16 protein-coding genes are annotated in these 21244 nt (G+C 39.0%); 11 read left to right on the forward strand and 5 right to left on the reverse strand.

From position 1 onward, the window contains the following. Nucleotides 1–181: 181 nt before the first annotated feature. Both gppA and rhlB read right to left on the reverse strand, forming a co-directional pair. Nucleotides 182–1675, reverse strand: coding sequence for a guanosine-5'-triphosphate,3'-diphosphate diphosphatase (gppA, locus tag I6F44_RS18890; RefSeq protein WP_010555420.1), 1494 nt, complete (start codon nucleotides 1673–1675; stop codon nucleotides 182–184). Between the two features lie 43 nt (nucleotides 1676–1718). Beyond that, entirely contained in the window at nucleotides 1719–2996 is a 1278-nt protein-coding gene (rhlB, locus tag I6F44_RS18895; RefSeq protein WP_002960940.1) for an ATP-dependent RNA helicase RhlB, read from the reverse strand. 91 nt (nucleotides 2997–3087) lie between these two features. On the opposite strand from rhlB, the gene trxA reads away from it, so the two are divergent. Together trxA and rho are read left to right on the forward strand one after the other, a co-directional pair. Further along, entirely contained in the window at nucleotides 3088–3414 is a 327-nt protein-coding gene (trxA, locus tag I6F44_RS18900; RefSeq protein ID WP_002960942.1) for a thioredoxin TrxA, read from the forward strand. A 185-nt stretch (nucleotides 3415–3599) separates the two neighbouring features. Beyond that, complete coding sequence (gene rho, locus I6F44_RS18905; RefSeq protein WP_002960945.1) at nucleotides 3600–4859, forward strand: transcription termination factor Rho; 1260 nt, start codon at nucleotides 3600–3602, stop codon at nucleotides 4857–4859. Nucleotides 4860–4922: 63 nt separating this feature from the next. Here rho and I6F44_RS18910 read toward each other — a convergent pair whose 3' ends face one another. Next, complete coding sequence (locus I6F44_RS18910) at nucleotides 4923–7742, reverse strand: ATP-binding protein (RefSeq protein ID WP_007580583.1); 2820 nt, start codon at nucleotides 7740–7742, stop codon at nucleotides 4923–4925. Nucleotides 7743–7818: 76 nt separating this feature from the next. Between I6F44_RS18910 and I6F44_RS18915 the strand changes: the two genes are divergently transcribed. Beyond that, complete coding sequence (locus tag I6F44_RS18915) at nucleotides 7819–8391, forward strand: DNA-J related domain-containing protein (RefSeq protein WP_197174362.1); 573 nt, start codon at nucleotides 7819–7821, stop codon at nucleotides 8389–8391. A 22-nt stretch (nucleotides 8392–8413) separates the two neighbouring features. Here I6F44_RS18915 and dbpA read toward each other — a convergent pair whose 3' ends face one another. After that, nucleotides 8414–9802, reverse strand: coding sequence for an ATP-dependent RNA helicase DbpA (dbpA, locus tag I6F44_RS18920; RefSeq protein WP_007580581.1), 1389 nt, complete (start codon nucleotides 9800–9802; stop codon nucleotides 8414–8416). Between the two features lie 191 nt (nucleotides 9803–9993). On the opposite strand from dbpA, the gene I6F44_RS18925 reads away from it, so the two are divergent. From I6F44_RS18925 to I6F44_RS18935, 3 genes are all read left to right on the forward strand, one after another. Next, nucleotides 9994–12072 carry a TonB-dependent siderophore receptor gene (locus I6F44_RS18925; protein ID WP_197174363.1) on the forward strand — a complete coding sequence of 693 codons (2079 nt, stop codon included), beginning with the start codon at nucleotides 9994–9996 and terminating at the stop codon, nucleotides 12070–12072. 180 nt (nucleotides 12073–12252) lie between these two features. Continuing rightward, on the forward strand, nucleotides 12253–13653 hold the full coding sequence (locus I6F44_RS18930) for a M20/M25/M40 family metallo-hydrolase (protein WP_165739343.1): 1401 nt from the start codon (nucleotides 12253–12255) through the stop codon (nucleotides 13651–13653). Nucleotides 13654–13739: 86 nt separating this feature from the next. Further along, nucleotides 13740–14681 (forward strand): tetratricopeptide repeat protein, encoded by a 942-nt coding sequence (locus I6F44_RS18935; RefSeq protein WP_024589662.1) that lies wholly within the window; start codon nucleotides 13740–13742, stop codon nucleotides 14679–14681. A gap of 44 nt (nucleotides 14682–14725) precedes the next feature. Here the strand turns inward: I6F44_RS18935 and I6F44_RS18940 are convergent, their stop codons facing one another. After that, nucleotides 14726–15631 carry a DUF808 domain-containing protein gene (locus I6F44_RS18940; protein ID WP_024592606.1) on the reverse strand — a complete coding sequence of 302 codons (906 nt, stop codon included), beginning with the start codon at nucleotides 15629–15631 and terminating at the stop codon, nucleotides 14726–14728. Nucleotides 15632–15776: 145 nt separating this feature from the next. Between I6F44_RS18940 and I6F44_RS18945 the strand changes: the two genes are divergently transcribed. The 5 genes from I6F44_RS18945 (at nucleotide 15777) to I6F44_RS18965 (ending at nucleotide 21095) form a co-directional block, all read left to right on the forward strand. Further along, complete coding sequence (locus tag I6F44_RS18945; protein WP_007580576.1) at nucleotides 15777–16058, forward strand: MliC family protein; 282 nt, start codon at nucleotides 15777–15779, stop codon at nucleotides 16056–16058. A 66-nt stretch (nucleotides 16059–16124) separates the two neighbouring features. After that, entirely contained in the window at nucleotides 16125–18155 is a 2031-nt protein-coding gene (locus I6F44_RS18950) for a methyl-accepting chemotaxis protein (RefSeq protein ID WP_197174364.1), read from the forward strand. Between the two features lie 71 nt (nucleotides 18156–18226). After that, nucleotides 18227–19693: a 4-hydroxy-3-polyprenylbenzoate decarboxylase gene (gene ubiD, locus I6F44_RS18955; RefSeq protein ID WP_197174365.1), complete on the forward strand. Its 1467-nt coding sequence runs from the start codon at nucleotides 18227–18229 to the stop codon at nucleotides 19691–19693. Nucleotides 19694–19802: 109 nt separating this feature from the next. After that, nucleotides 19803–20516: an NAD(P)H-flavin reductase gene (gene fre / locus I6F44_RS18960; protein WP_024589658.1), complete on the forward strand. Its 714-nt coding sequence runs from the start codon at nucleotides 19803–19805 to the stop codon at nucleotides 20514–20516. A gap of 168 nt (nucleotides 20517–20684) precedes the next feature. Then, a complete protein-coding gene (locus I6F44_RS18965) occupies nucleotides 20685–21095 on the forward strand; it encodes a CBS domain-containing protein (protein ID WP_007580571.1) in 411 nt (136 codons plus the stop codon). Nucleotides 21096–21244: the final 149 nt, after the last annotated feature.

Genomic DNA, 21244 nt, shown 5'->3' on the forward strand with positions numbered 1-21244 from the left:
CTGAGTTGTTCGTGCCTCGCTATGCGTTGGCGTTTCCCGTCTCAGTGGGGTCGCATTATAGGGAGATCCGAAAACAGATCAACCCTTTTTTGAAGAAAACTTGAAATAATGTGCTGTTCGCACATATTTGCATCGAAATGGTTACTTTAAACACTAAAAAGGCCCTGGTGGGCCTTTTTAATTAGTTTACTATGAGCTTCCACCCAAGTTTACCTTGCTGTTTAGACTCTTGTTGTAGCTCGCTGGCCATTAATGGATGATCTTTTAACCAGTTACTTTCAAACTTAAGGTCTAACACTTCATTTTTAGCAGTTAACTTAAACTTAGGCAGTACGTCATCTTGTCTGCGCATTGATAAGATGACTGCTATTCGTAGTAATCTCACTATATATTGCGCTAATAGACTATTTACGCCGAGTGAATTAAAACAGCCTTTTGGAAAATCAGAACGATGCGCATCCGCTACCGCTACTATTAATTTATGCTCTGACTGTGAAAAACCAGGCATATCAGTATTTTCCAAAATATAAGCAGTGTGTTTATGGTACTGCTTATATTCTATTAGTAATCCAATCTCATGAAGCTGCGCTACCGCTTTTAATAGTGGTAACCCATTTAAACTTTCAATTGGCCAATCTTTATCAATACTTACCGCTAACTGCATAGCCAAGCTTGAAACTCGACACGCTTGTTTTTGATCAACGTGATAACGACTCATAAACCCATCAACTGTGCGTTTACGAATGTCGTTATTATGAAACTCCGGAACCATGCTATATAAAACACCTTCACGCAGTGCTCCACCCGCCAACCCCATTTTTTCTATTTCAAGAGATTCAAATAGTGCGATTAAGATTGCAAGTCCTGATACAAATACCAGTCGACGGTCTTCACTTAATCCAGGAAGGTCTAGCGCTGCAATAGTGCTAAATGCAATTGCTTGCTCTTTTATAGTGTTGAGCTTTTCAAGCGTAAGTAAATCGTCAAGATTTTGAGCGACCATAATTTCTTGAATTGCTTGCACTGTGCCAGAAGCACCAGATGCAATTTGCCATCCCGCTGTTTTATATTCTGGAGAAATTTCATCAATGACTGTACGAGCTGCCTTTATGGCTGCGTTAAAGTTACTCTTACTTAATTGGCAATCTTTAAAGTAGCGCTCAAGATAGGTAACACAGCCCATATTGAGGCTTTTGTAATGTAAGGCATCAAATGCTTTACCAATTACAACTTCGGTACTTGCACCACCAATGTCAATAACAAGCTGTTTGCCAGTACAAGATGAAGTATGAGCAACACCTTTATAAATTGTCCGCGCTTCTAATTCTCCGCTAATAACATTAATGTTATGGCCAAGAATCTTTTCTGCATGATTTTTGAATACTTCGGCGTTAGTTGCTAACCGTAAGGTGGCTGTTGCTACTATGGTGATGTTTTTATCTGGGATATCTTGTAGACGCTCAGCAAAAAGGGCAAGGCATTCCCAGCCTCGCTGCATTGCTTCAGTGCTCAATACGTTATCTTTATCAAGCCCTGCGGCTAATCGGACTTTGCGTTTAACACGTCCAATTGTTTGTAGACCGCCAGCAATTGATTTGGCTATAAGCATATGAAAGCTATTTGAGCCCAAATCAATAACTGCGTACACATTTTTTTGCGGTTTAAGTTGCCCCACCGTTCAAAAACCTCTAGTTACTACTACTTATACAAACGGTCGTTTACGACCGTCCTTTTTGGTAACTATTATTTGGGCGACGTCCGCTGTTATTACTACGGTTACGTGGACCTGTTGAATAGTTGCGCTTTCTTTGAATAATAGGCTGAGTTAAATCATCTAGCAATGCTGTTTTATCATAATGTGATAAAGGAATGCTGTGCTCTATATATTCTTCAATTTCATGCAGGTTATATGCATATTGCTCACATGCAAAACTAATTGCGTGGCCTGATGCACCAGCGCGGCCAGTACGACCAATACGGTGAACATAGTCTTCACAATCGTCAGGTAAATCAAAGTTAAATACATGACTTACTTCTGGAATATGAAGACCACGCGCTGCAACATCAGTCGCAACCAAAAAGTCTAAGTCGCCTTTGCTAAACTGCGCTAATATAGTTTGGCGTTTTTTCTGGTTAACATCACCAGTAAGCATACCTACACGATGACCGTCTGACTTAAGCCAAGCATATACTGTTTCACAACTGTGCTTGGTATTTGCAAACACGATTGCTTTCTCTGGCCATTCTTCTTCAATTAAGGTTAACAACAGCTTAATTTTATCTTCTTGCGAAGGATGAAATAGCTCTTCTTGAATACGTTTACCCGTTTTAACGTCAGGTTCAATTTGAACATGTTCTGGGTTTGTCATGTGCTCAAAAGCTAATTCTTGTACGCGATACGATAATGTGGCAGAAAATAATAAGTTTAAACGCTTTGATGTATCTGGCATACGATCGAACATATAGCGAATATCTTTGATAAAACCTAAATCGAACATACGATCAGCTTCGTCAAGCACGACTACCTCAATTTCATTAAGGGTGTAACAGCCTTGCTTATACAGATCAATTAGACGACCTGTAGTACCAATTAAAATATCAACGCCTTTTTCTAGTTGTGCACGTTGTTTTTCGTAATCTTCGCCACCATATACTAAACCTAAGTTAAGATTACAGTGCGGCGCTAAAATTTTAGCATCTTTGTGTATCTGAATCGCAAGCTCCCGAGTAGGGGCCATGATCAGGGCTCTTGGATGTTTACTAGGTGCTTTGCTAGATTGTAATAACCGATGGCACGTGGCAGTTAAAAACGCCAACGTTTTGCCTGTACCTGTTTGAGCTTGGCCCGCGATATCGCGTCCATCACAAATAAAAGGTAGGCATTTTGCTTGAATAGGTGTGCAATATTCAAACCCATTCTCGGTTAAACCGGCAACCACTTCCGGTGCGATAGCAAAGTCTGAAAACTTTTTATCGGTTAAATGTGTCTTAGTCATAGCGTTTAAGCATAACGTTTAAACTTGCAATAAGAAACAAGAGTGTTTAAATACGCACTAAATATTTCGCCTAACTAAATCGGAGAGCGCAATGAGCGAGAAAATAATCCAAATTACTGACGATAGCTTTGAAGCTGACGTATTACAATCTGACAAACCAGTACTAGTAGATTTCTGGGCTGAATGGTGTGGACCTTGTAAAATGATCGCCCCTATTCTTCACGAAGTTGCTGATGAATACGACAGCCGTGTGACTGTTGCTAAATTAAACATTGACCAAAATGCTGGCACACCGCCAAAATTTGGTATTCGTGGTATCCCTACTTTACTTCTTTTTAAAGATGGTCAAGTAGCTGCAACGAAAGTAGGTGCTCTTTCAAAAACTCAACTTATTGAGTTTTTAGAAAACAACATCTAACTGTAAGCTAGAACAATAAAAAGGGCTTTTTGCCCTTTTTTAAATTTATTTTGTATAAAGACTGGACGCTTTGCCAGTGAACTGCTAGTTTATAAAGCCAACTAATCCTTAGTTATATTCAACAAACCTCACTCAACGATCAAAGCGATTTTGAGTATGACAACTGTAATAAAGAACCCACCAATATGCATTTACGCGAATTAAAAGACAAGTCCATTAAAGAGCTTGTAGACTTAGCTGAGTCCATGGGGCTCGAAAACGTAGCCCGCTTAAGAAAGCAAGATATCATTTTTGCCATTCTTAAATCCCATGCCAAAGGCGGAGAGAATATCTTCGGCGGCGGTGTATTAGAGATTTTACAAGATGGTTTCGGCTTCTTAAGATCATCAGAAGCCTCTTACTTAGCTGGCCCAGATGACATTTATGTTTCACCTAGCCAAATTCGCCGTTTCAGCATGCGTACTGGCGATTCAATTTCAGGTCTTATTCGTCCACCTAAAGACGGTGAACGTTACTTTGCTTTACTTAAAGTAAATGAAGTTAACTTTGATAAACCTGAAAACTCTCGAACTAAAATTCTTTTTGAAAACCTTACTCCATTACATGCAAACGAACGTTTTCGCATGGAACGTGGTAACGGCAGTAAAGAAGATATTACAGCCCGTGTACTTGATTTAGCATCTCCTATTGGCCGCGGCCAACGTGGTTTGTTAGTAGCTCCGCCAAAAGCGGGTAAAACAATGCTACTTCAAAATATTGCACAATCAATTACGCACAACCATCCTGATGTAACATTAATGGTTTTACTTATTGATGAACGTCCGGAAGAAGTAACAGAGATGCAACGCCTAGTTAAAGGTGAAGTTATTGCATCAACGTTCGATGAACCAGCTTCTCGTCACGTACAAGTTGCCGAAATGGTTATCGAAAAAGCAAAACGCCTAGTTGAACATAAAAAAGATGTTGTTATCTTATTGGATTCAATCACTCGTTTAGCACGTGCTTATAACACCGTTATTCCTTCATCAGGTAAAGTACTTACTGGTGGTGTTGACGCTAACGCATTACATAAACCTAAGCGCTTCTTTGGTGCTGCACGTAACGTTGAGGAAGGTGGTAGCTTAACAATCATAGCTACAGCTCTTATCGATACTGGCTCTAAAATGGATGAAGTTATCTACGAAGAGTTTAAAGGTACTGGTAACATGGAACTTCACCTTAACCGTAAAATTGCGGAAAGACGTGTATTCCCAGCTATCGACTTTAACCGCTCAGGTACTCGTCGTGAAGAATTACTAACAAAACCAGATGAACTTCAAAAGCTTTGGATTTTACGTAAAATTGTTCATGACATGTCAGAAATTGATGCAATGGAATTCTTAATCGATAAACTATCGATGAGCAAAACCAATGATGAATTTTTTGATTCGATGAGACGCCAATAAAAGCGTTTTAATTGAATAAAAAAGCGCCTTAGGCGCTTTTTTTGTGTCTGGATTAAATACAGTTTAACTTTCATTATACTTTTTAAGTACACCCTGCAGCGTATCAACGAGCGCTTTAAAATCATTTGCACTGCTTTTTTGGCTTCTGCGTAGAAGTGCTCTGTCTAAATTTTTAGCCGATTGCGCAATTTCATCCAAACCAAACATTTGTGCAGCCCCTAAAATGCGATGGCTATCTTTTTGTAGCGCATCTAAATCTTCGCTTATAAAATGCTGCGTAATCGTTTCACTCTCCAAAGCAAAGCTCTGCTTGAAACTAATCACAAGATCGCTCATATCAACTTCATTTTGCTTTGTAATTGGCTGATCTTCTGCATTATGTAGGTGACTAGAAAGCGCTTTATAAAATGACTCTTTGTCTATCGGTTTACCTAAGTAACCAGTAAACCCTAACTCTAAATAACCATCCACTTCATGACTCATAGCATTTGCTGTTAAAGCAAAAATAGGTCGCTCAAAACCACATTGTTTTAATAGCTGAAAAGCAGAACGCCCATCCATTACTGGCATTTGAATATCGAGCAATACCAAATCTGGATATTCTTTTAAGCACTGCTCTACCGCTTGCTCACCATTTTCAACAGCAATAACCTCGAGTCCCATTGAGCGTAAATAACGACTTATTAACCTACGATTATCAGGATGATCCTCCGCAAGTACGACACGACCTGCCAATTGCTTATTTGCCTTAGGAGCACTTTGAGTTTCAATCATGCTTTGAGATTTATTTACTTCTGCGCACGGTAAAAAGAACGAAAACTGACTGCCCTTTTTGTATTCGCTTTGTACGCTGATATAACCACCCATCATCGCAGCTAATTGTTGCGATAAGCTAAGGCCTAACCCTGTACCACCAAAGCGACGGCTAATGCTGTTATCAGCTTGGCTAAAGCATTCAAAAATAAGCTTTAACTGTTTAGAGCTCATACCAATACCGGTATCTTTTACAATAATAACTAGTCCTTGCTCACTCTTATTTAATGCAATAATGATCTGCCCTGAATGAGTAAACTTAATAGCATTTGCACATAAGTTTATAAGAATCTGCTTTACGCGTATTAAATCCAGCTTAGTGTAAAACTCATTACCCACTTGATTGTCTAAAATAAGATGTAGATTTTTTGCTTTTGCTTGGGTGATAAACATTGCGTGCACATCATTTACGAGCTCTACAATATCAAAGCACGAAATATTTAACTCTAATCTATTGGCTTCAATTTTACTTAAATCGAGTACATCATTTATTAAGCTTTTTAAATGGTCACTGTGACGCTGAATTACTCTTAATTCATCTTTAAGTGACTCAGGCTCATATAATTCATTAATCAAAGCATCTGTTTGCCCTAAAATAGCCGTTAGTGGAGTGCGAATTTCGTGACTAATATTAGCCAAAAACTGGCTTTTAACATCGTTGGCTTCTCTCAGCTCTTGTGCAATTGCCTGCAATTCTGCAGTACGTTGCGTAACTTGTTCTGTTAACTGCTGCTTAGCGCGTTTTTCTGCACCACGGCGATAAAGCGCAATACCAGTTACGACAACTAAAAGTAATAGTAAAAAAGAGAATAAAGTAAGCTGAGAACGCTGCGACATTTTTAGCTCTTGCACACGGCGATCTTGTTTAAGTTTTTCTATCTCTTGGTTTAATTGCGTTGCTTTAAATTGATGCTGAAGTACCGCTAGTGCATTTATAATTGCCGTACTTCTGAGCTTTCGCAACTCACTAATATATTTTTGTTGCAAAGCCATTGCGCTTGAATAATCGCCTTTACTGGCTTCAAGAAGTGCTTTGGCCCCCAAGCTCTCTCTAATTATTCGCTCACTACCATATTCATGAGCAAGTAAAATTGCTCTATCTAAATTTATTTGCGCCTCTTCTAAGTTACCCTTAACAAACTGAATTTTAGCCAGCGCATGTAGCGCATTAAGCTCTAAATTATGATTATCTATTTTAAGGGCGTAGTACTCACCTAATTTAGCTTGCTCGTACGCTTCATCCACTTTTTTTAATACTAAATTAGTATTTGCTAAATTTGTATATTGTGTAGATAACTTATTGTAATCATTAGCTGAAATATAATAGCGCAGCGCTAACTGATAATAATGCAGTGCTAAGTCAAATTGATTACTCTCCATATGGGCAACACCCATATTGTTATATACCTGCGCAATACCGCTTTTATCATCTAATCGTTGATAAACCTTAAGTACATCTTGATAAAGACCAAACGCACTATCGTAGCGTGATAAGCGTATATAAACGCCTGCTATATTAAGTAGTATATCGGTTTTATCTTGCTCACTACCGTACGCCTCGTAGATAGCTTTTGCTTTTAAATAAAACTCTAGGGTATCGCCTAGCTTATTCATATTAAAATAGGCCAAACCAATATTATTTAATAAGTTTGCCTGCTCTAGTAATTGCTTATTCTTTTCTGCTAATGCTAGGGTACGGGTATATTCAATAATCGCTTTTTGAAATAAGCCTTGATAAAAAAGTACAACACCTTGCATTTTAATTGCACGAAAGTGCTCATCAGGGAAGAAAGTATCCGAAGTATGTTGTTCGAGTAATTTAAAGTAATGTAATGAGTCTTTAAAATTATCAACCGATAACGCAGTATTACCCAATGCCGAATAAACAGCGACACGCTCCTTTTTGGAGGCATTTTTATTAGCAAGTAGCATGTTTGCTAATTGTAATTTAGGTTCCCACTGCACTTCGTTTTTGAATTGCTCAAATAACGAATCATTATTTTGGGCATAGCTAGGAGCTATTAGTACACAGCATATAGTAAATAAGAGGCATTTTAACTTGCCCAGCATAATTTTAATCCTTCAAACCGTTACTTATATCAGTGTAATCTTTATTGAAGATACACCAACTACTAGGGCCTAAACAATGCTTAACCCACTGATTGATGAGATTTTTGAGCTAATACTAACAAAGCAGGTTTGGCAAGTTCATACTTTAGCAGCAGAACTGACAAACCGCAGCGTTATGACCACTCTCGATAAAAGTCCTGAACGTGATTTATTTAAACGTAACTTTTTAATCATGAATGCACTGTACCAACTGCAGGCACAATTACGCCCTCAGAGTTTACTCATTTCAGCTCTGCATATCGAGCTTTTAGAAAAAGGAGATAATAGTTTAGTAACAACAAGCGAAAATTTGCGAGATTATTATTTAGATTGGCATAATTACGATACCAGTGAAGAGCAGATTGATGAGCTTTTAAATAGCTTTTGGCGTCAGTTTAAAACGACATCACCACAACAAGCTTTAAATGAAAATGAATTTAAAGCATTGGCTTTAGAATGGAAGTTACCTGAAAATTTCACTCTTAAAAATGTTCAAAAGCGCTGGAGACAACTTGCATTACAAGTGCACCCAGATAAACCAAATGGCTGTGAAGTTGAGTTTAAAAAAATACAAACACAATACGAGCAACTAAAGGTAGCTGCTCGTTAATCTATTAATTTAGAAGTTTAAATTAACGAGTAAGGCGACGTGCGCGTATTTTACGCCCTTTAATATTGCCTTCGGTTAATTTACGAAGCGCAGGTTTTAATGAGTTACGCTCAACAGCAACAAACGCTACGTTATCAAGTACGTTAATTTTACCCACCTGACGACCTGCAACCCCATCTTTACCCGTTAAAGCACCTAAAATATCACCTGCACGTACTTTTTGTTTTTTACCTGAATCAATCATCAAAGTAACCATTTCAGGGCGGTACGGTGGCTTGTCTAATAAATTAAATGGTGGCATTTGCTCTGGAGTAATATCACGTTCGTAATGTTCGCCTATTTGAGCAATTTTAAACGCTTCTGCTTCACCGTAAATAGAACATGCAATGCCCTTTTTACCAGCGCGACCTGTACGACCAACACGATGCACATGTGTTTGCGTGTCATGTGCTAAATGGTAGTTAATCACCATATCCATATCGTCAATATCTAAACCACGTGCAGCAACATCGGTTGCAACAAGTATTGAAGCACTTTTATTTGAAAAGTGAATTAATGTACGTTCACGATCGCGCTGTTCTAAATCACCGTGTAGCGAAACAGCACTAAAGCCTTCATCAGCTAAATCGTCACACACTTGTTGTGTTTCTACTTTAGTATTACAAAACACAACACAGCTTTGTGGTGTAAATTTAAGTAATAATAATTTTAGCGTTGGGTAGCGCTGCTTATTATTATCCATTTTGTAGAAGTACTGCTTAATTGTGCTTTTGGCTTGCTCTTCTTCTACTTTAACCATTTCTGGATTTTTAAGTACACGCTTAGCAATTGCTTCAATAGCTCTTGGGAATGTTGCACTAAATAACAATGTTTGACGATTTTGTGGAATGCGCTCAATAATTGCATCAAGTGTATCTTGAAAACCCATATCAAGCATTTGATCGGCTTCATCAAGTACCAATGTTTCAACATCATCTAAACGTAAAGTACCTTTACGAATATGGTCATCAACACGCCCAGGTGTGCCAACAATAATATGCGCGCCATGTTCAAGCGAGCCTATTTGTGGACCAATTGATACACCGCCACATAACGTTAATATTTTAATGTTATGGATACCGCGCGCTAATTTACGCATTTCAACCGCAACCTGCTCGGCAAGCTCACGAGTAGGACACAAGACTAAAGATTGAATACGAAAGCGTTTTACGTTTAATTTAGCTAACACACCCAAGCTAAACGCAGCAGTTTTACCTGAACCGGTTTTTGCCTGAGCAATGATGTCTTTACCAGCAAGTACAGGCGGTAAACTTTGCGCTTGTACAGGTGTCATATGCGCATAACCAAGTGTTGATAAATTATCAACGAGTCCAGCTGGTAAAGCCAAAGATGAAAAAGCAGTTGAAGTCACAGTAAGTTCCATAGCAATAAAAATAACGTGGGGGAAAGCCCCACTAAATATGCTGCTAATAATAGCAGAATTCGTAATTAGCAACCATTAACAAACACATAATAAAGTACGTTAACAAAAGGTGTTGAAAATGATATTAGTTTGCATTAAGATCGCGATTGTTTTTTACATATCACTGCTGGAAGCAAACAATGAAACTGAATTCTCTTTACATAGCACTATTAGCAAGCATTACAACAAACACATACGCAAACACTACTGACCTTGAGCGTATAGAAGTAAAAGGTAGCTACTTTAACGATTACAAAGTAGATAACGCTAATGGCGCAATGAGAACATCAGCTTCTTTACTTGAAACCGCACAATCTGTAACCGTAATAACCGACACTATTATTAGTGAGCAACTTGCCACTACCCTTGGCGAAGTACTAACAAATGACGCAAGCTTAACTGCAGGCTCACAACAACGAAATCGTGAGGTATTTAACTTACGCGGCTTTGAGCTGAGCTCATCGACAGGTTATTTACGCGACGGTCATCAGCATTGGTCGCACTACCAACAACCAATCGAAATTTTGCAGCAAGTTGAAGTAATTAAAGGCCCATCGAGCATCTTATATGGTCAATCAGGTCCGGGTGGCTTGGTGAACATGGTTACTAAAAAGCCTACAGCACAAACATTATTTAATGCCAGTGCCGATGTAGACCAACATGGCTCAACGCGCTTTATGGTTGATGCTGCTGGTGCCTTGACTGAATCTGAAGATTTACGTGCTCGTGGTATTTTAGTTAAACAAGATGTTGATTACTGGCGTGAATACCAAAACGGTGAAAACCGCGAGCGTGACCGTTTTTTAGGTGCTTTAGTTGTAGATTACGATATTAGCGACAACGCATTAGTACGTGTGCATTACGACCGCACAGACGACGAAGCAGGTTTAGATACTGGTGCATGGATAGACGACAATGCCAATGTAATTGGTGATGATAAAACAATCCGTGATATGTCTTGGGCGTTTACCGATATAACCGTAGAAAACCTAGGTGTAGACCTAGAAGTATTTTTAACCGATAACTGGCAAGTAAAGCTTGGCTATAACGAACAAACATTTGAACGCCAACGCTTTGAGTCAGCACCGCGTATGCCAGGTGGCTTTGCTGAAGGCGATAGTTATGAATCTCGCCCTTATGATCGCTTTGACGATTGGCAATTTAAAACTGCATTTATTGATTTTATTGGTGAATTTAAAACAGGTAGCTTACAGCACCAATTTTTAATTGGCGCAAACTCGCTTGATTATTACTACGGACAGCGCCGTACCTCTGCCGACTCTTTTGATTTTTCTGCAGGACAAGCAGAACCATCTCGTCCATCAGTAAGCTATAAAACAGATGATACAGTAAGCGAAACTGAATACGACTACTACGGAATTTACGTTCAAGACTTAATTTCGTTCTCGCCTGAGTGGCAACTATCATTGGGTGGTCGTTACGACAAACAAAATAGCACAGGAAATGATAACGAGTCATTTGTACCAAAAGTAGGTGTGCTTTATCACCCAAATGCTTCTGCAACTATATACGCTAGTTACTCAGAAGGTTTTGAGCCTCAAGGTAGTGAAACACTGATTGATGAAACAGATGTAAATAACGGCATGAAATTAGATGCTGTTACATCTAAGCAAAGAGAGATTGGTATTAAATGGCAGTTATTTGATGACCGCCTAATGCTTACCAGTGCTATTTTTGATATTAGCAAAGAAGGTACTCTTGTTAGCGAACAACTTGAGACGCCTATTGGCTCATTCACAAGTGAAACAAACCAAGTGGGTGAACAACGCCACAAAGGTGTTGAAGTAAGCGCACAAGGTGCCGCTACTGACCGCTTATTTGTTATGGCATCAACTATGTATCTAGATGCTAACTTTGAACGCGATGAAGTATTGGAAGGCAAACGCCCTACCGATGCACCAAAATGGTCGGCATCACTTTGGACGCGTTATGAGCTAAATGATGCGATTGCTTTTAACGCTGGTGCTTTTTATGAAGGCGAGCGCTTTGCCGATAGCGCCAATACAATTACTAAAGATGCATATACGCGTGTTGATGTAGGTGCAACTTATAAGTTTAACTTAAGTAATACCGATATTAACTTACGCCTTAACATCGAAAACTTATTTGATAAAAGCTATTTAGGTGGTGGCGGCACAAATAATGTAACTGTTGGCGAGGGCACAAATCTTCGTTTAGCTGCGCAATTTAGCTTTTAAATAAATGCCTTAAATAACAGCTTTAAAATATAGCCCGCGTACATTTACGCGGGCTTTTTTATATCTAAATATTCACACCTAACAGCATTAAACCTATTACAAAGCCTATTCATCTCATCTATTTTTTATCATGTTTGTTACATGCTCTAATAGCGCTAATTATTAAAAAGGCCTACCAAAATGAAAAAATTAATTACCGCACTGCTGCTTACTAGCAGTATGGCTGCAAACGCTAACAGCGCCGAATTTACCCAAAAGCAATTACAACAAGTAGACAAAGTGCGCACCTCTGCACTAAATAGTGATTTAAGTTATAAATTACTAGAGTCATTAACAACTGAAGTAGGCCCACGCCTTCCTGGTACCGAAAACGATAAAAAAGCCGTGGCATGGGCTCAAGCCAAATTTAATGAACTGGGCTTTGATAAAGTATGGTTAGAAAAAGCCACATTTCCTGAATGGCGCCGTTATAGCGAAAGCGGAAAAATACTAACACCAAGCGAGCAACCACTGCACTTAACTGCATTAGGTAACAGTATAAGCACGCCAAAAGATGGGATTACAGCGCCGGTTGTATTATTCGAAACACTTGATGAATTAAAAGCCGCACCGGCAAACAGTTTAAAAGGTAAAATTGCGTATATTAATTACCGTATGAACCGCGACATAGACGGGAATGGTTACGGACCTGCTGTAAAAGCACGCGGTACAGGCGCTATAGAAGCATCTAAAAAAGGCGCTGTTGCCTACATGATGCGCTCGGTTAGTACCGGTCATCATCGCTTTGCACACACTGGCGGTAGTTACTACAAAGAAGGTGTTACAAAAATACCTAACGTAACAATTGCTAACCCAGATGCAGATCAAATAGCACGCTTAGTTGCTTTAAATAAAGAAGTGTCGGTAAATATTAATGTGCAAACCGAAAGCCTTGGTGAAGGCACTGGTTATAACGTTATTGGCCAATTTAATGGTACCGAAAACCCTGAGCAATATGTATTAATTGGGGGGCATTTAGATTCTTGGGACTTAGGGACTGGCGCATTAGATGACGGCGCAGGCGTTGCACTAACAATGGCAGCCGCTAAACATATTAGCGATGTAAAACGCCCTAAGCGCAGTATTCGTGTGGTACTTTTTGCAGCTGAAGAGCTAGGTCTTTGGGGTGCAAAAGCTTATTTTGCAGAGCATAAAAACGAGCTAAGCAATATTGTTGCAGCCGCTGAGTCTGATTTTGGCGCCGATGTTGTATATGCTTTTGAATCGAACGTAAGCGCAGAGTCACTTCCTGTAGTTCGCGCTATAGCAAAAGAACTTGCGCCGTTAAATATTGAGCACATTGGTAAAAACCAAGCGAATGGTGGCCCCGATCTAATTCCACTTAAAGCAGCAACGTCAGCGCCTATTTTTGAACTTGCTCAAGATGGAACAGATTACTTTGATTACCACCATACAGCTGACGATACGCTTGATAAAGTAACACCTGCTAAGCTTCGTCAAAATACCGCTGCATACGCTGTATTTGCTCTAATGGCTGCCGATGCAAAAACCACTATCAAGCCTAAAGCTCAAAATAAGTAATAACAGACATACTTACTTACAGTTTGTAGCTTTAACTAACACGCTTCTTGTTTTACCTTTAGGTAATTAAACAAGGAGCGTGCTTTATGTTACTTTTCAACACGAGTGAATCATTTCCACATTTTGCACAAATAACACGCTGCCCTCACTGCCAAAGCGACGCCTACCATTTAGTAAATAAAAGCCGCTATTTACGATTTAGCATTTTACCTATGCTTGCCTTAAAATTAAGCTATAAACGCGAGTGCTATCAATGCGGAAAAAGCGAACCTGTTAAAATACCGCAACTACCGTTAATAGAAAAACTAAGCCTACCTAAATACTTTATTGGCGTATTTTTATTGCTTTGGATTGTTTCGTTTTTTTATCAACAACACCTTGATACCGAGACTCAAAAGCAAAGCTATTTGAATACACCTAAAATATATGACACCTACTTAGTACACGCCGACAAATTTACACACGAACCCTGGACCCTAACCAATTTAAGAATTGCTCAAGTTTTAAGTTTTGATAAGCAGTTTATTACCTTTCAGATAAGCAACTACAGCTATAAACGTAATAATAGTATTACCTTGGCAATGCGTACCAGCCAACTAATTCAAGACAATTACTTCTCCACTAAAACAATCACCCTCCCTCGTGATGAAGTAAAGCGTTTGTATAAAGACGAAGCTATTTATGACGTGCTGCGACCTTATGCCAACAGCCTTTATGGCGGGTTTGTGATGTTTCCTCCCAAACCTAAGCCACTATATAAAGGTTTAAAACTCGATAAAAACAATCAACAAGGCATTATTTATTTTAAAGATAAGTTGTTTTTTGAAGCATTTAATAGCTTTAAGCTAGCTGCTGAAGCGGGCTCTCAATGGGGGCAATTAAATTTAGCGCAAATGTATCGTGATGGTCAGGGAATAGCTCAAAATTATCAACAGGCTATTTATTGGTATAAAAAGGCCATTGAGCAAAAAAATACTAAAGCACAATTTGAATTAGAATCGCTTTGTAAAATAGCTAACTGTGAATGAGTGAATTTAAATATAGCTGGCGCAACAAGTACGCCAGCTATAAACTATTTTTTAAATAACTTTGTATAACTTACATGTATAAGCACAACAACTAAGCCGGCAATAACACCTAGCAAACCATCAAACAAGAGAGGCGCTAATACTTCTCCTGTGCCGCCAGCAACAGACTGAGCATAGCTTGTTACATCCACTTGAGTATGATGCAGTAACTCAACACCATGCACTAAAATCCCGCCGCCTACTAAAAACATTGCAATGGTGCCCGCAAATGCTAAAAACTGCATCAACCTAGGCGCTGCTGCGAGTAAGCCTTTACCAAGTAACTCTTTAAATTTATTAGCTGACACTTTAGATTGGTTGAGTAAATAAAGCCCGGCATCATCCAGCTTTACAATACCGGCCACTAAGCCATAAACGCCAATCGTCATTATAATTGCGATAACACAAAGCACTAAAGCTTGGTTAAGTAATGTAGCGCCTGCCACAGTGCCTAAAGTAATAACAATAATTTCGGCAGAAAGAATAAAGTCGGTTCTTATTGCCCCTTTTATTTTTTGTTTTTCATACTCAACTAAATCTAATTTTTCATCTTCATCTACCACTTCATTGTGATGAGGCAAAAACTTAGCAAATACTTTTTCAGCTCCCTCAAAACACAAAAACAAACCACCCATCATTAAAAGCGGTGTTATTAACCAAGGCAGCCATACGCTTATTAATAAAGCAGCGGGTACGAGTATCGCTTTATTTAAAAATGAGCCCTTTGCCACAGCCCAAACAACCGGTAATTCACGCTCTGCTGCAACACCTGTAACCTGCTGTGCATTGAGCGCTAAGTCATCGCCTAATACACCCGCTGTTTTTTTTGTTGCTACCTTACTCATTGTCGCAATGTCATCAAGTAAAGTGGTTATATCGTCTAATAACGTTAAAAGGTTAGTGCCTGCCATAAAGCTTCCGAGCTCAAAAAATATTGCTATAAACATAACGTAAAGCGCTACTTTCACCAACGGTTAATTTTGCTTTGTTATTCTTACATTAGATTAAAATTTTGCCCTGTGTTTTAACTAACTTTTAAAGAAGATGGGAGGAAAAATGAAAGTATATTTAGCATTAATCGCTATTTTACTAAGCTTAACCGCATGTAGTGATTTACAAACCAGTACTGCTTACCAATGCGATGATGAGAGCGTAAAACTCAATATCATTAATAATTCTGAAGCCGAACTTATCTTTAACAATAAAGTGCATGTACTTAATCACGAAAAAAGTGCATCAGGGAATAAATATATAAGTGAAGAGGTACTGTTTTGGGGTAAGGGAAATGAGGCCATGCTAATCATTGCTGGTAAAAAAAGACAGTGCATCAAGGTTTAACACAAAACTAACCAATAAATTACAGCAATGCTACAATAATTAAAGACCCATTATTGTGATGAAGTTATGCGTTCAATTGCGATCAAACATAAAATAATTTTAGCTTTTACAGCCATTGGTTTATTGGTGCTAACAAGTAGTGTGTTTTTTTATTGGTCATTAAACAAAATTAGCGTTAACAATACCCGAACCGAAAAATTAGCAGTTCCGGTACAACAGTTCAGTAAAGATTTAAGGCTATCATTACTGTCTATTACCAAATTTAATGCCTTAGCTTACAGCCAAGCAAACCTTGATTTACTTCAACAAAATAAAAAACAGGCGCAAGCTGAGCAACAACAATTTAGCGATATGCTCAATTCGTTAAGCACTCAACTAAATCAACAAATAACAATGCAAAATTTACTCGCCAGTACCAACGAAGGCTTTGAGCAACTGACTAAAGTAAGTGTCGCAATGTTTAGCGCTAAAGAGAGTAAGTTTGTAGCGCAAAATTCCACTATAGAATTATCAGCAACGTTTAACGAGCAACTTTACAATTTAAGTTCTAACTTACTTGATATAGAACTTTTAGAAGTGACTGCAAAACAGCAGGCGCTACTTAATGCTATGTTTGGAACAGCGACCCGTATAGATGATTTATTGTTTAACTTAAGCAATAATATAAAAAGCATTACTCAAACTACAAGTATCAATGATTTAAATAACCATCAGCAAGATACCCTATTTCTACTAGATAACATCCAACCTAATTTCACCTATTTAGAGCAACAAGCGCTACCCTTTAATAATGCGTTTAATGCTAAAAATTTAACGACTAAGTTTAATCAATTAAGAGAGTTACTTAACAACAATACAGGAATTTATGCCCAACAAAATAAAGTACTCAAAAGTACTATTGCTGCGGCTCAAAATTTTGAACACTTTCAACAGCAATTTATAACAACAGAAGGTCAGCTTATTGAACTTAATAAATTGGCTGATGAGCGCTTTAATGCCTTACAAACTAATGCAAAGGCCGCCATAAATACTGGGATTAGTTCTGTAGTAATTATTACGCTTGTTTTAATTATATTGATTATCGCTATCTCTATTTTTACAACTCGCGCAATGCTAAAACCGCTTAAAAAAGTAAACCGCGATTTAGCCCGAATCGCCTCAGGTGATTTATCAAAGCGAAGCCATCCGCGCAGTAAAGATGAATTTGGTACTTTGCTAAATAACATAAATAAACTCAGTGAAGACCTTACCCAGTTAATTGGCGCAATTAGTAGTGACGCCCATGAACTAGACCGCAGCGCTATTAAAACCAGTGAAAAAGGTCAGCAAATGACGGTTGTTGCACAACAGCAGTTGGAGCGAAGCGCGCAGGCAACATCGCTTGCACAAAATATGCTAACCAACTCACAAGCGGTTTATGAACAAGCAGATAAAACATCAAGTGAAATAACCAATGCATCGCAATTTGCCAATGACGTAAACAAGATTGCTAATAAAAATAGTCTAAGTATAGAAACTTTATTACAGCGCCTTGATAAAGCAGTAGGCAGCACTGAGGAACTAGCCCAACACACTCAGCTTATTGAAGCCATTGTTGAAACAATTAGCAGCATTGCCGAGCAGACCAACTTATTGGCACTCAATGCTGCAATTGAAGCAGCGCGAGCGGGTGAAAACGGACGCGGGTTTGCTGTAGTTGCTGATGAGGTTCGATCATTAGCTGCACGTACACAGACCTCGACTAGCGAAATAAACACCATGATCCAAACATTGCAACAGCACACTCAAACAACTCAAGAACACATTACCGATGGCCAACACCAAGCCAAGCAATGTGTTAAAAACAGCACTGAACTAAATAAAGCCGTAGAGCGTATTAAAAGCACATTGTTGTCTGTTAATCAGATGAGTGAGCAGATTGCTCATGCATCACATGAGCAATTGACTAACAGTAACGACATTCAACAAATAATGGCCAAGGTGACAGAGCAAGCAACCTTGAATGCCAAAAACGCGACAACCCTAGCAAGCGAAAGTGAAGACGTAAATCAACTTGCACACTCCTTAACAAGTGCCGTAGAGCGCTTTAAGTTTTAAGTGCAAGTAATGACTTGGCTTGCATGAAATGGGTATAATACTTTAACTCTTTTGCTTAATAGCGGCCCACAATGAAATATAAAGATCTACGTGATTTTATCGATTTGCTTGAAAAAAAAGGCGAACTTAAACGTATCACCCAAGAAATCGACCCGTATCTTGAAATGACCGAAATATCTGATCGCACATTGCGTGCAAAAGGTCCTGCGTTATTATTCGAAAATCCAAAAGGCTACGATATGCCGGTGCTTACCAACTTATTTGGTACACCAAAACGCGTAGCAATGGGCATGGGCCAAACAGACGTTAGCGAGCTTCGCGAAGTGGGTAAGCTACTCGCTTTTTTAAAAGAACCTGATCCACCAAAGGGAATTAAAGAAGCACTAGGCGCTATACCTATTTTTAAGCAAGTGCTTAATATGCCAGCAAAAGAAGTTAAAAAAGCGCCTTGCCAACAAGTAGTTTTAGAAGGTGATGATGTAGACTTAACTAAATTACCTATTCAGCATTGCTGGCCAGGTGATGCAGCGCCATTAATTACTTGGGGCCTTACAGTTACTAAAGGGCCTTATAAAAAGCGCCAAAATTTAGGTATTTATCGCCAGCAATTATTAGGCAAAAATAAAATAATTATGCGTTGGTTGTCGCATCGTGGTGGCGCGCTTGATTTTCAGGAATGGTGTAAAGAAAACCCAGGGCAACCTTACCCTGTCTCGGTAGCACTAGGTGCCGATCCAGCTACTATATTAGGTGCAGTAACGCCTGTACCCGACACATTAAGCGAATATGCATTTGCTGGTTTATTACGTGGTAGCAGAACCGAAGTTGTAAAATCTATTTCCAATGACCTACAAGTCCCTGCCAGTGCAGAAATAGTACTTGAAGGTTACATTGTGCCAGGTGAAATCGCACCTGAAGGCCCTTATGGTGACCATACCGGTTACTATAATGAAGTAGATGACTTTCCAGTAATGACGGTAACTCACTTAACGCATCGTAAAGATCCTATTTATCACAGCACATTTACTGGCCGTCCGCCTGATGAGCCTGCAATTTTAGGTGTAGCACTTAATGAAGTGTTTGTGCCGATATTACAAAAGCAATTTCCTGAAATCGTCGACTTTTATCTGCCGCCTGAAGGGTGCTCGTACCGTATGGCGATTGTAACAATGAAAAAACAATATCCTGGCCATGCTAAGCGCGTGATGATGGGAGTTTGGTCGTTCTTACGTCAGTTTATGTATACCAAGTTTGTAATTGTGTGCGATGACGATATTAATGCCCGTGATTGGGAAGATGTTATTTGGGCTATAACAACCCGAATGGATCCTGCTCGCGATACAACATTAATAGAAAACACACCTATTGATTATCTCGATTTTGCATCGCCAGTCTCTGGCCTTGGTTCAAAAATGGGAATGGATGCCACCAATAAATGGCCTGGCGAAACCACCCGCGAATGGGGCGAGCCTATTGTTATGGATAAAGACACCAAAGACCGCGTAGATGATATTTGGGAAAGCCTTAATATTCTTTAAGTGTTTATATGTAAGTACATAACAGGCTATAAAATAACCCTGCAGATATGCTAGAATCGAGTCATTCGATTGCGTATCTGCTGTTTAAAGCGCTGCTAAAAGGTAAAAAATGCAAACATTAAAAGCTGAAGTTGTAGCTATCAGCCCACTTACAGAATTTGTTCACAAAGTAATTTTAAAGCCACAACAACCTGTGACCTTTGAAGCTGGCCAATACATGCAACTCGTATTGGGCGAAAAAGACAAACGTGCTTTCTCTATAGCTAGTCGCCCTTCACAGTGCGATGCAATAGAACTGCATATTGGCGCGTCAGGTGCCGATTCGTATGCAATGCAATCGCTGGAACATTTACGAAACGCCCATACCACTGGGCAGTTAGTAGACATTGAAGCTGGCTTGGGTATTTCACAGTTGCGCCTGCAATGTGAGCGCCCTATTATTTTACTTGCTGGTGGCACTGGTTTTTCATACGCAAAATCAATGGCTGATCACTTAGCTGAAATTAAGTGCGACCGTCCTGTATTATTTTACTGGGGTGTAAAAGAAGAGTCAGCTTTATACGCACATACAGAAATGCAAACATGGGCCGATAGCCACAAAAACTTTGAGTTTATCCCTGTGGTAGAAAATCCATCTGCTAATTGGCAAGGTCACACTGGCTATGTACATAAAGCGGTAATGCAAGATATTGTATCACTTGAACCATACGATATTTATATGGCCGGTCGTTTTGACATGATAGGTATTGTCCGTGATGACTTTATTACTCATGGTGCAATTCGTGAAAACATGTACGCAGATGCATTCGCATTTATCAAATAATTGAAATTAACTTTCAGTTATGAATAAAGGCACCTAATCGGTGCTTTTATTTTATATAACAACAAATACTTAATAGTTAAAACCTATCAATCTCATCAACATAAACAATTTCCTAAATCCCTATCTATAAACCATACTTTGTATAGAACATCAGCGGGAGAGACCCAAATGCTAAATACAAAAGTAAAAGATTTTATGCAACGCAAGTTGCCAAATATCACACCAGATACAGAAATGACGACAGCCATCGCAGAACTACAAAAATTTAAACTACTTGGCGCACCAGTATTTGATAAAGATAAATGCCTAGTCGGATTTATATCTGAGCAAGAACTATTAAAACCACTTACGCAAAGCAGTTATTTTTGTGATGGGATGGTTAAAGTATCGCAACTTATGCAAACAAAGGTAGTGACCGTTAGCGGCGATACCAATATTATTGAGCTTGCAGAGCAAATGCAGCCCGGTAAACCAAAAAACTACCCTGTTGTAGAGGGTGTTAAAGTAATCGGCATGATCAGCCGAGCAGATGTACTTAAAGCACTTTACGATAATTACATGAGCTGCCAAACACACTAAATTGCAGATAACAAAATGCCGCTTATAAAGCTAACACCATTCAGTTAAGCATGCTTTGACTTAATGGTGTACCGAGTTTTTGAAATTCGAACGGTCCTACTTTTGGGCCGTTTTCTTTTTTCTGGAAGAATATAACGTTTCACTCGTTC

It is taken from the genome of Pseudoalteromonas sp. NZS11_1 (assembly GCF_015864275.1).
In the GTDB taxonomy this organism is placed as follows: domain Bacteria; phylum Pseudomonadota; class Gammaproteobacteria; order Enterobacterales; family Alteromonadaceae; genus Pseudoalteromonas; species Pseudoalteromonas arctica.

Bases quoted from the DNA above. Each gene is read 5' to 3' on its own strand.
- rhlB (WP_002960940.1), bottom strand. From the start codon at position 2,996: ATGACTAAGACACATTTAACCGATAAAAAGTTTTCAGACTTTGCTATC.
- trxA (WP_002960942.1), top strand. From the start codon at position 3,088: ATGAGCGAGAAAATAATCCAAATTACTGACGATAGCTTTGAAGCTGAC.
- rho (WP_002960945.1), top strand. From the start codon at position 3,600: ATGCATTTACGCGAATTAAAAGACAAGTCCATTAAAGAGCTTGTAGAC.
- I6F44_RS18910 (WP_007580583.1), bottom strand. From the start codon at position 7,742: ATGCTGGGCAAGTTAAAATGCCTCTTATTTACTATATGCTGTGTACTA.
- I6F44_RS18915 (WP_197174362.1), top strand. From the start codon at position 7,819: ATGCTTAACCCACTGATTGATGAGATTTTTGAGCTAATACTAACAAAG.
- I6F44_RS18925 (WP_197174363.1), top strand. From the start codon at position 9,994: ATGAAACTGAATTCTCTTTACATAGCACTATTAGCAAGCATTACAACA.
- I6F44_RS18930 (WP_165739343.1), top strand. From the start codon at position 12,253: ATGAAAAAATTAATTACCGCACTGCTGCTTACTAGCAGTATGGCTGCA.
- I6F44_RS18935 (WP_024589662.1), top strand. From the start codon at position 13,740: ATGTTACTTTTCAACACGAGTGAATCATTTCCACATTTTGCACAAATA.
- I6F44_RS18940 (WP_024592606.1), bottom strand. From the start codon at position 15,631: ATGGCAGGCACTAACCTTTTAACGTTATTAGACGATATAACCACTTTA.
- I6F44_RS18945 (WP_007580576.1), top strand. From the start codon at position 15,777: ATGAAAGTATATTTAGCATTAATCGCTATTTTACTAAGCTTAACCGCA.
- I6F44_RS18950 (WP_197174364.1), top strand. From the start codon at position 16,125: ATGCGTTCAATTGCGATCAAACATAAAATAATTTTAGCTTTTACAGCC.
- ubiD (WP_197174365.1), top strand. From the start codon at position 18,227: ATGAAATATAAAGATCTACGTGATTTTATCGATTTGCTTGAAAAAAAA.
- fre (WP_024589658.1), top strand. From the start codon at position 19,803: ATGCAAACATTAAAAGCTGAAGTTGTAGCTATCAGCCCACTTACAGAA.
- I6F44_RS18965 (WP_007580571.1), top strand. From the start codon at position 20,685: ATGCTAAATACAAAAGTAAAAGATTTTATGCAACGCAAGTTGCCAAAT.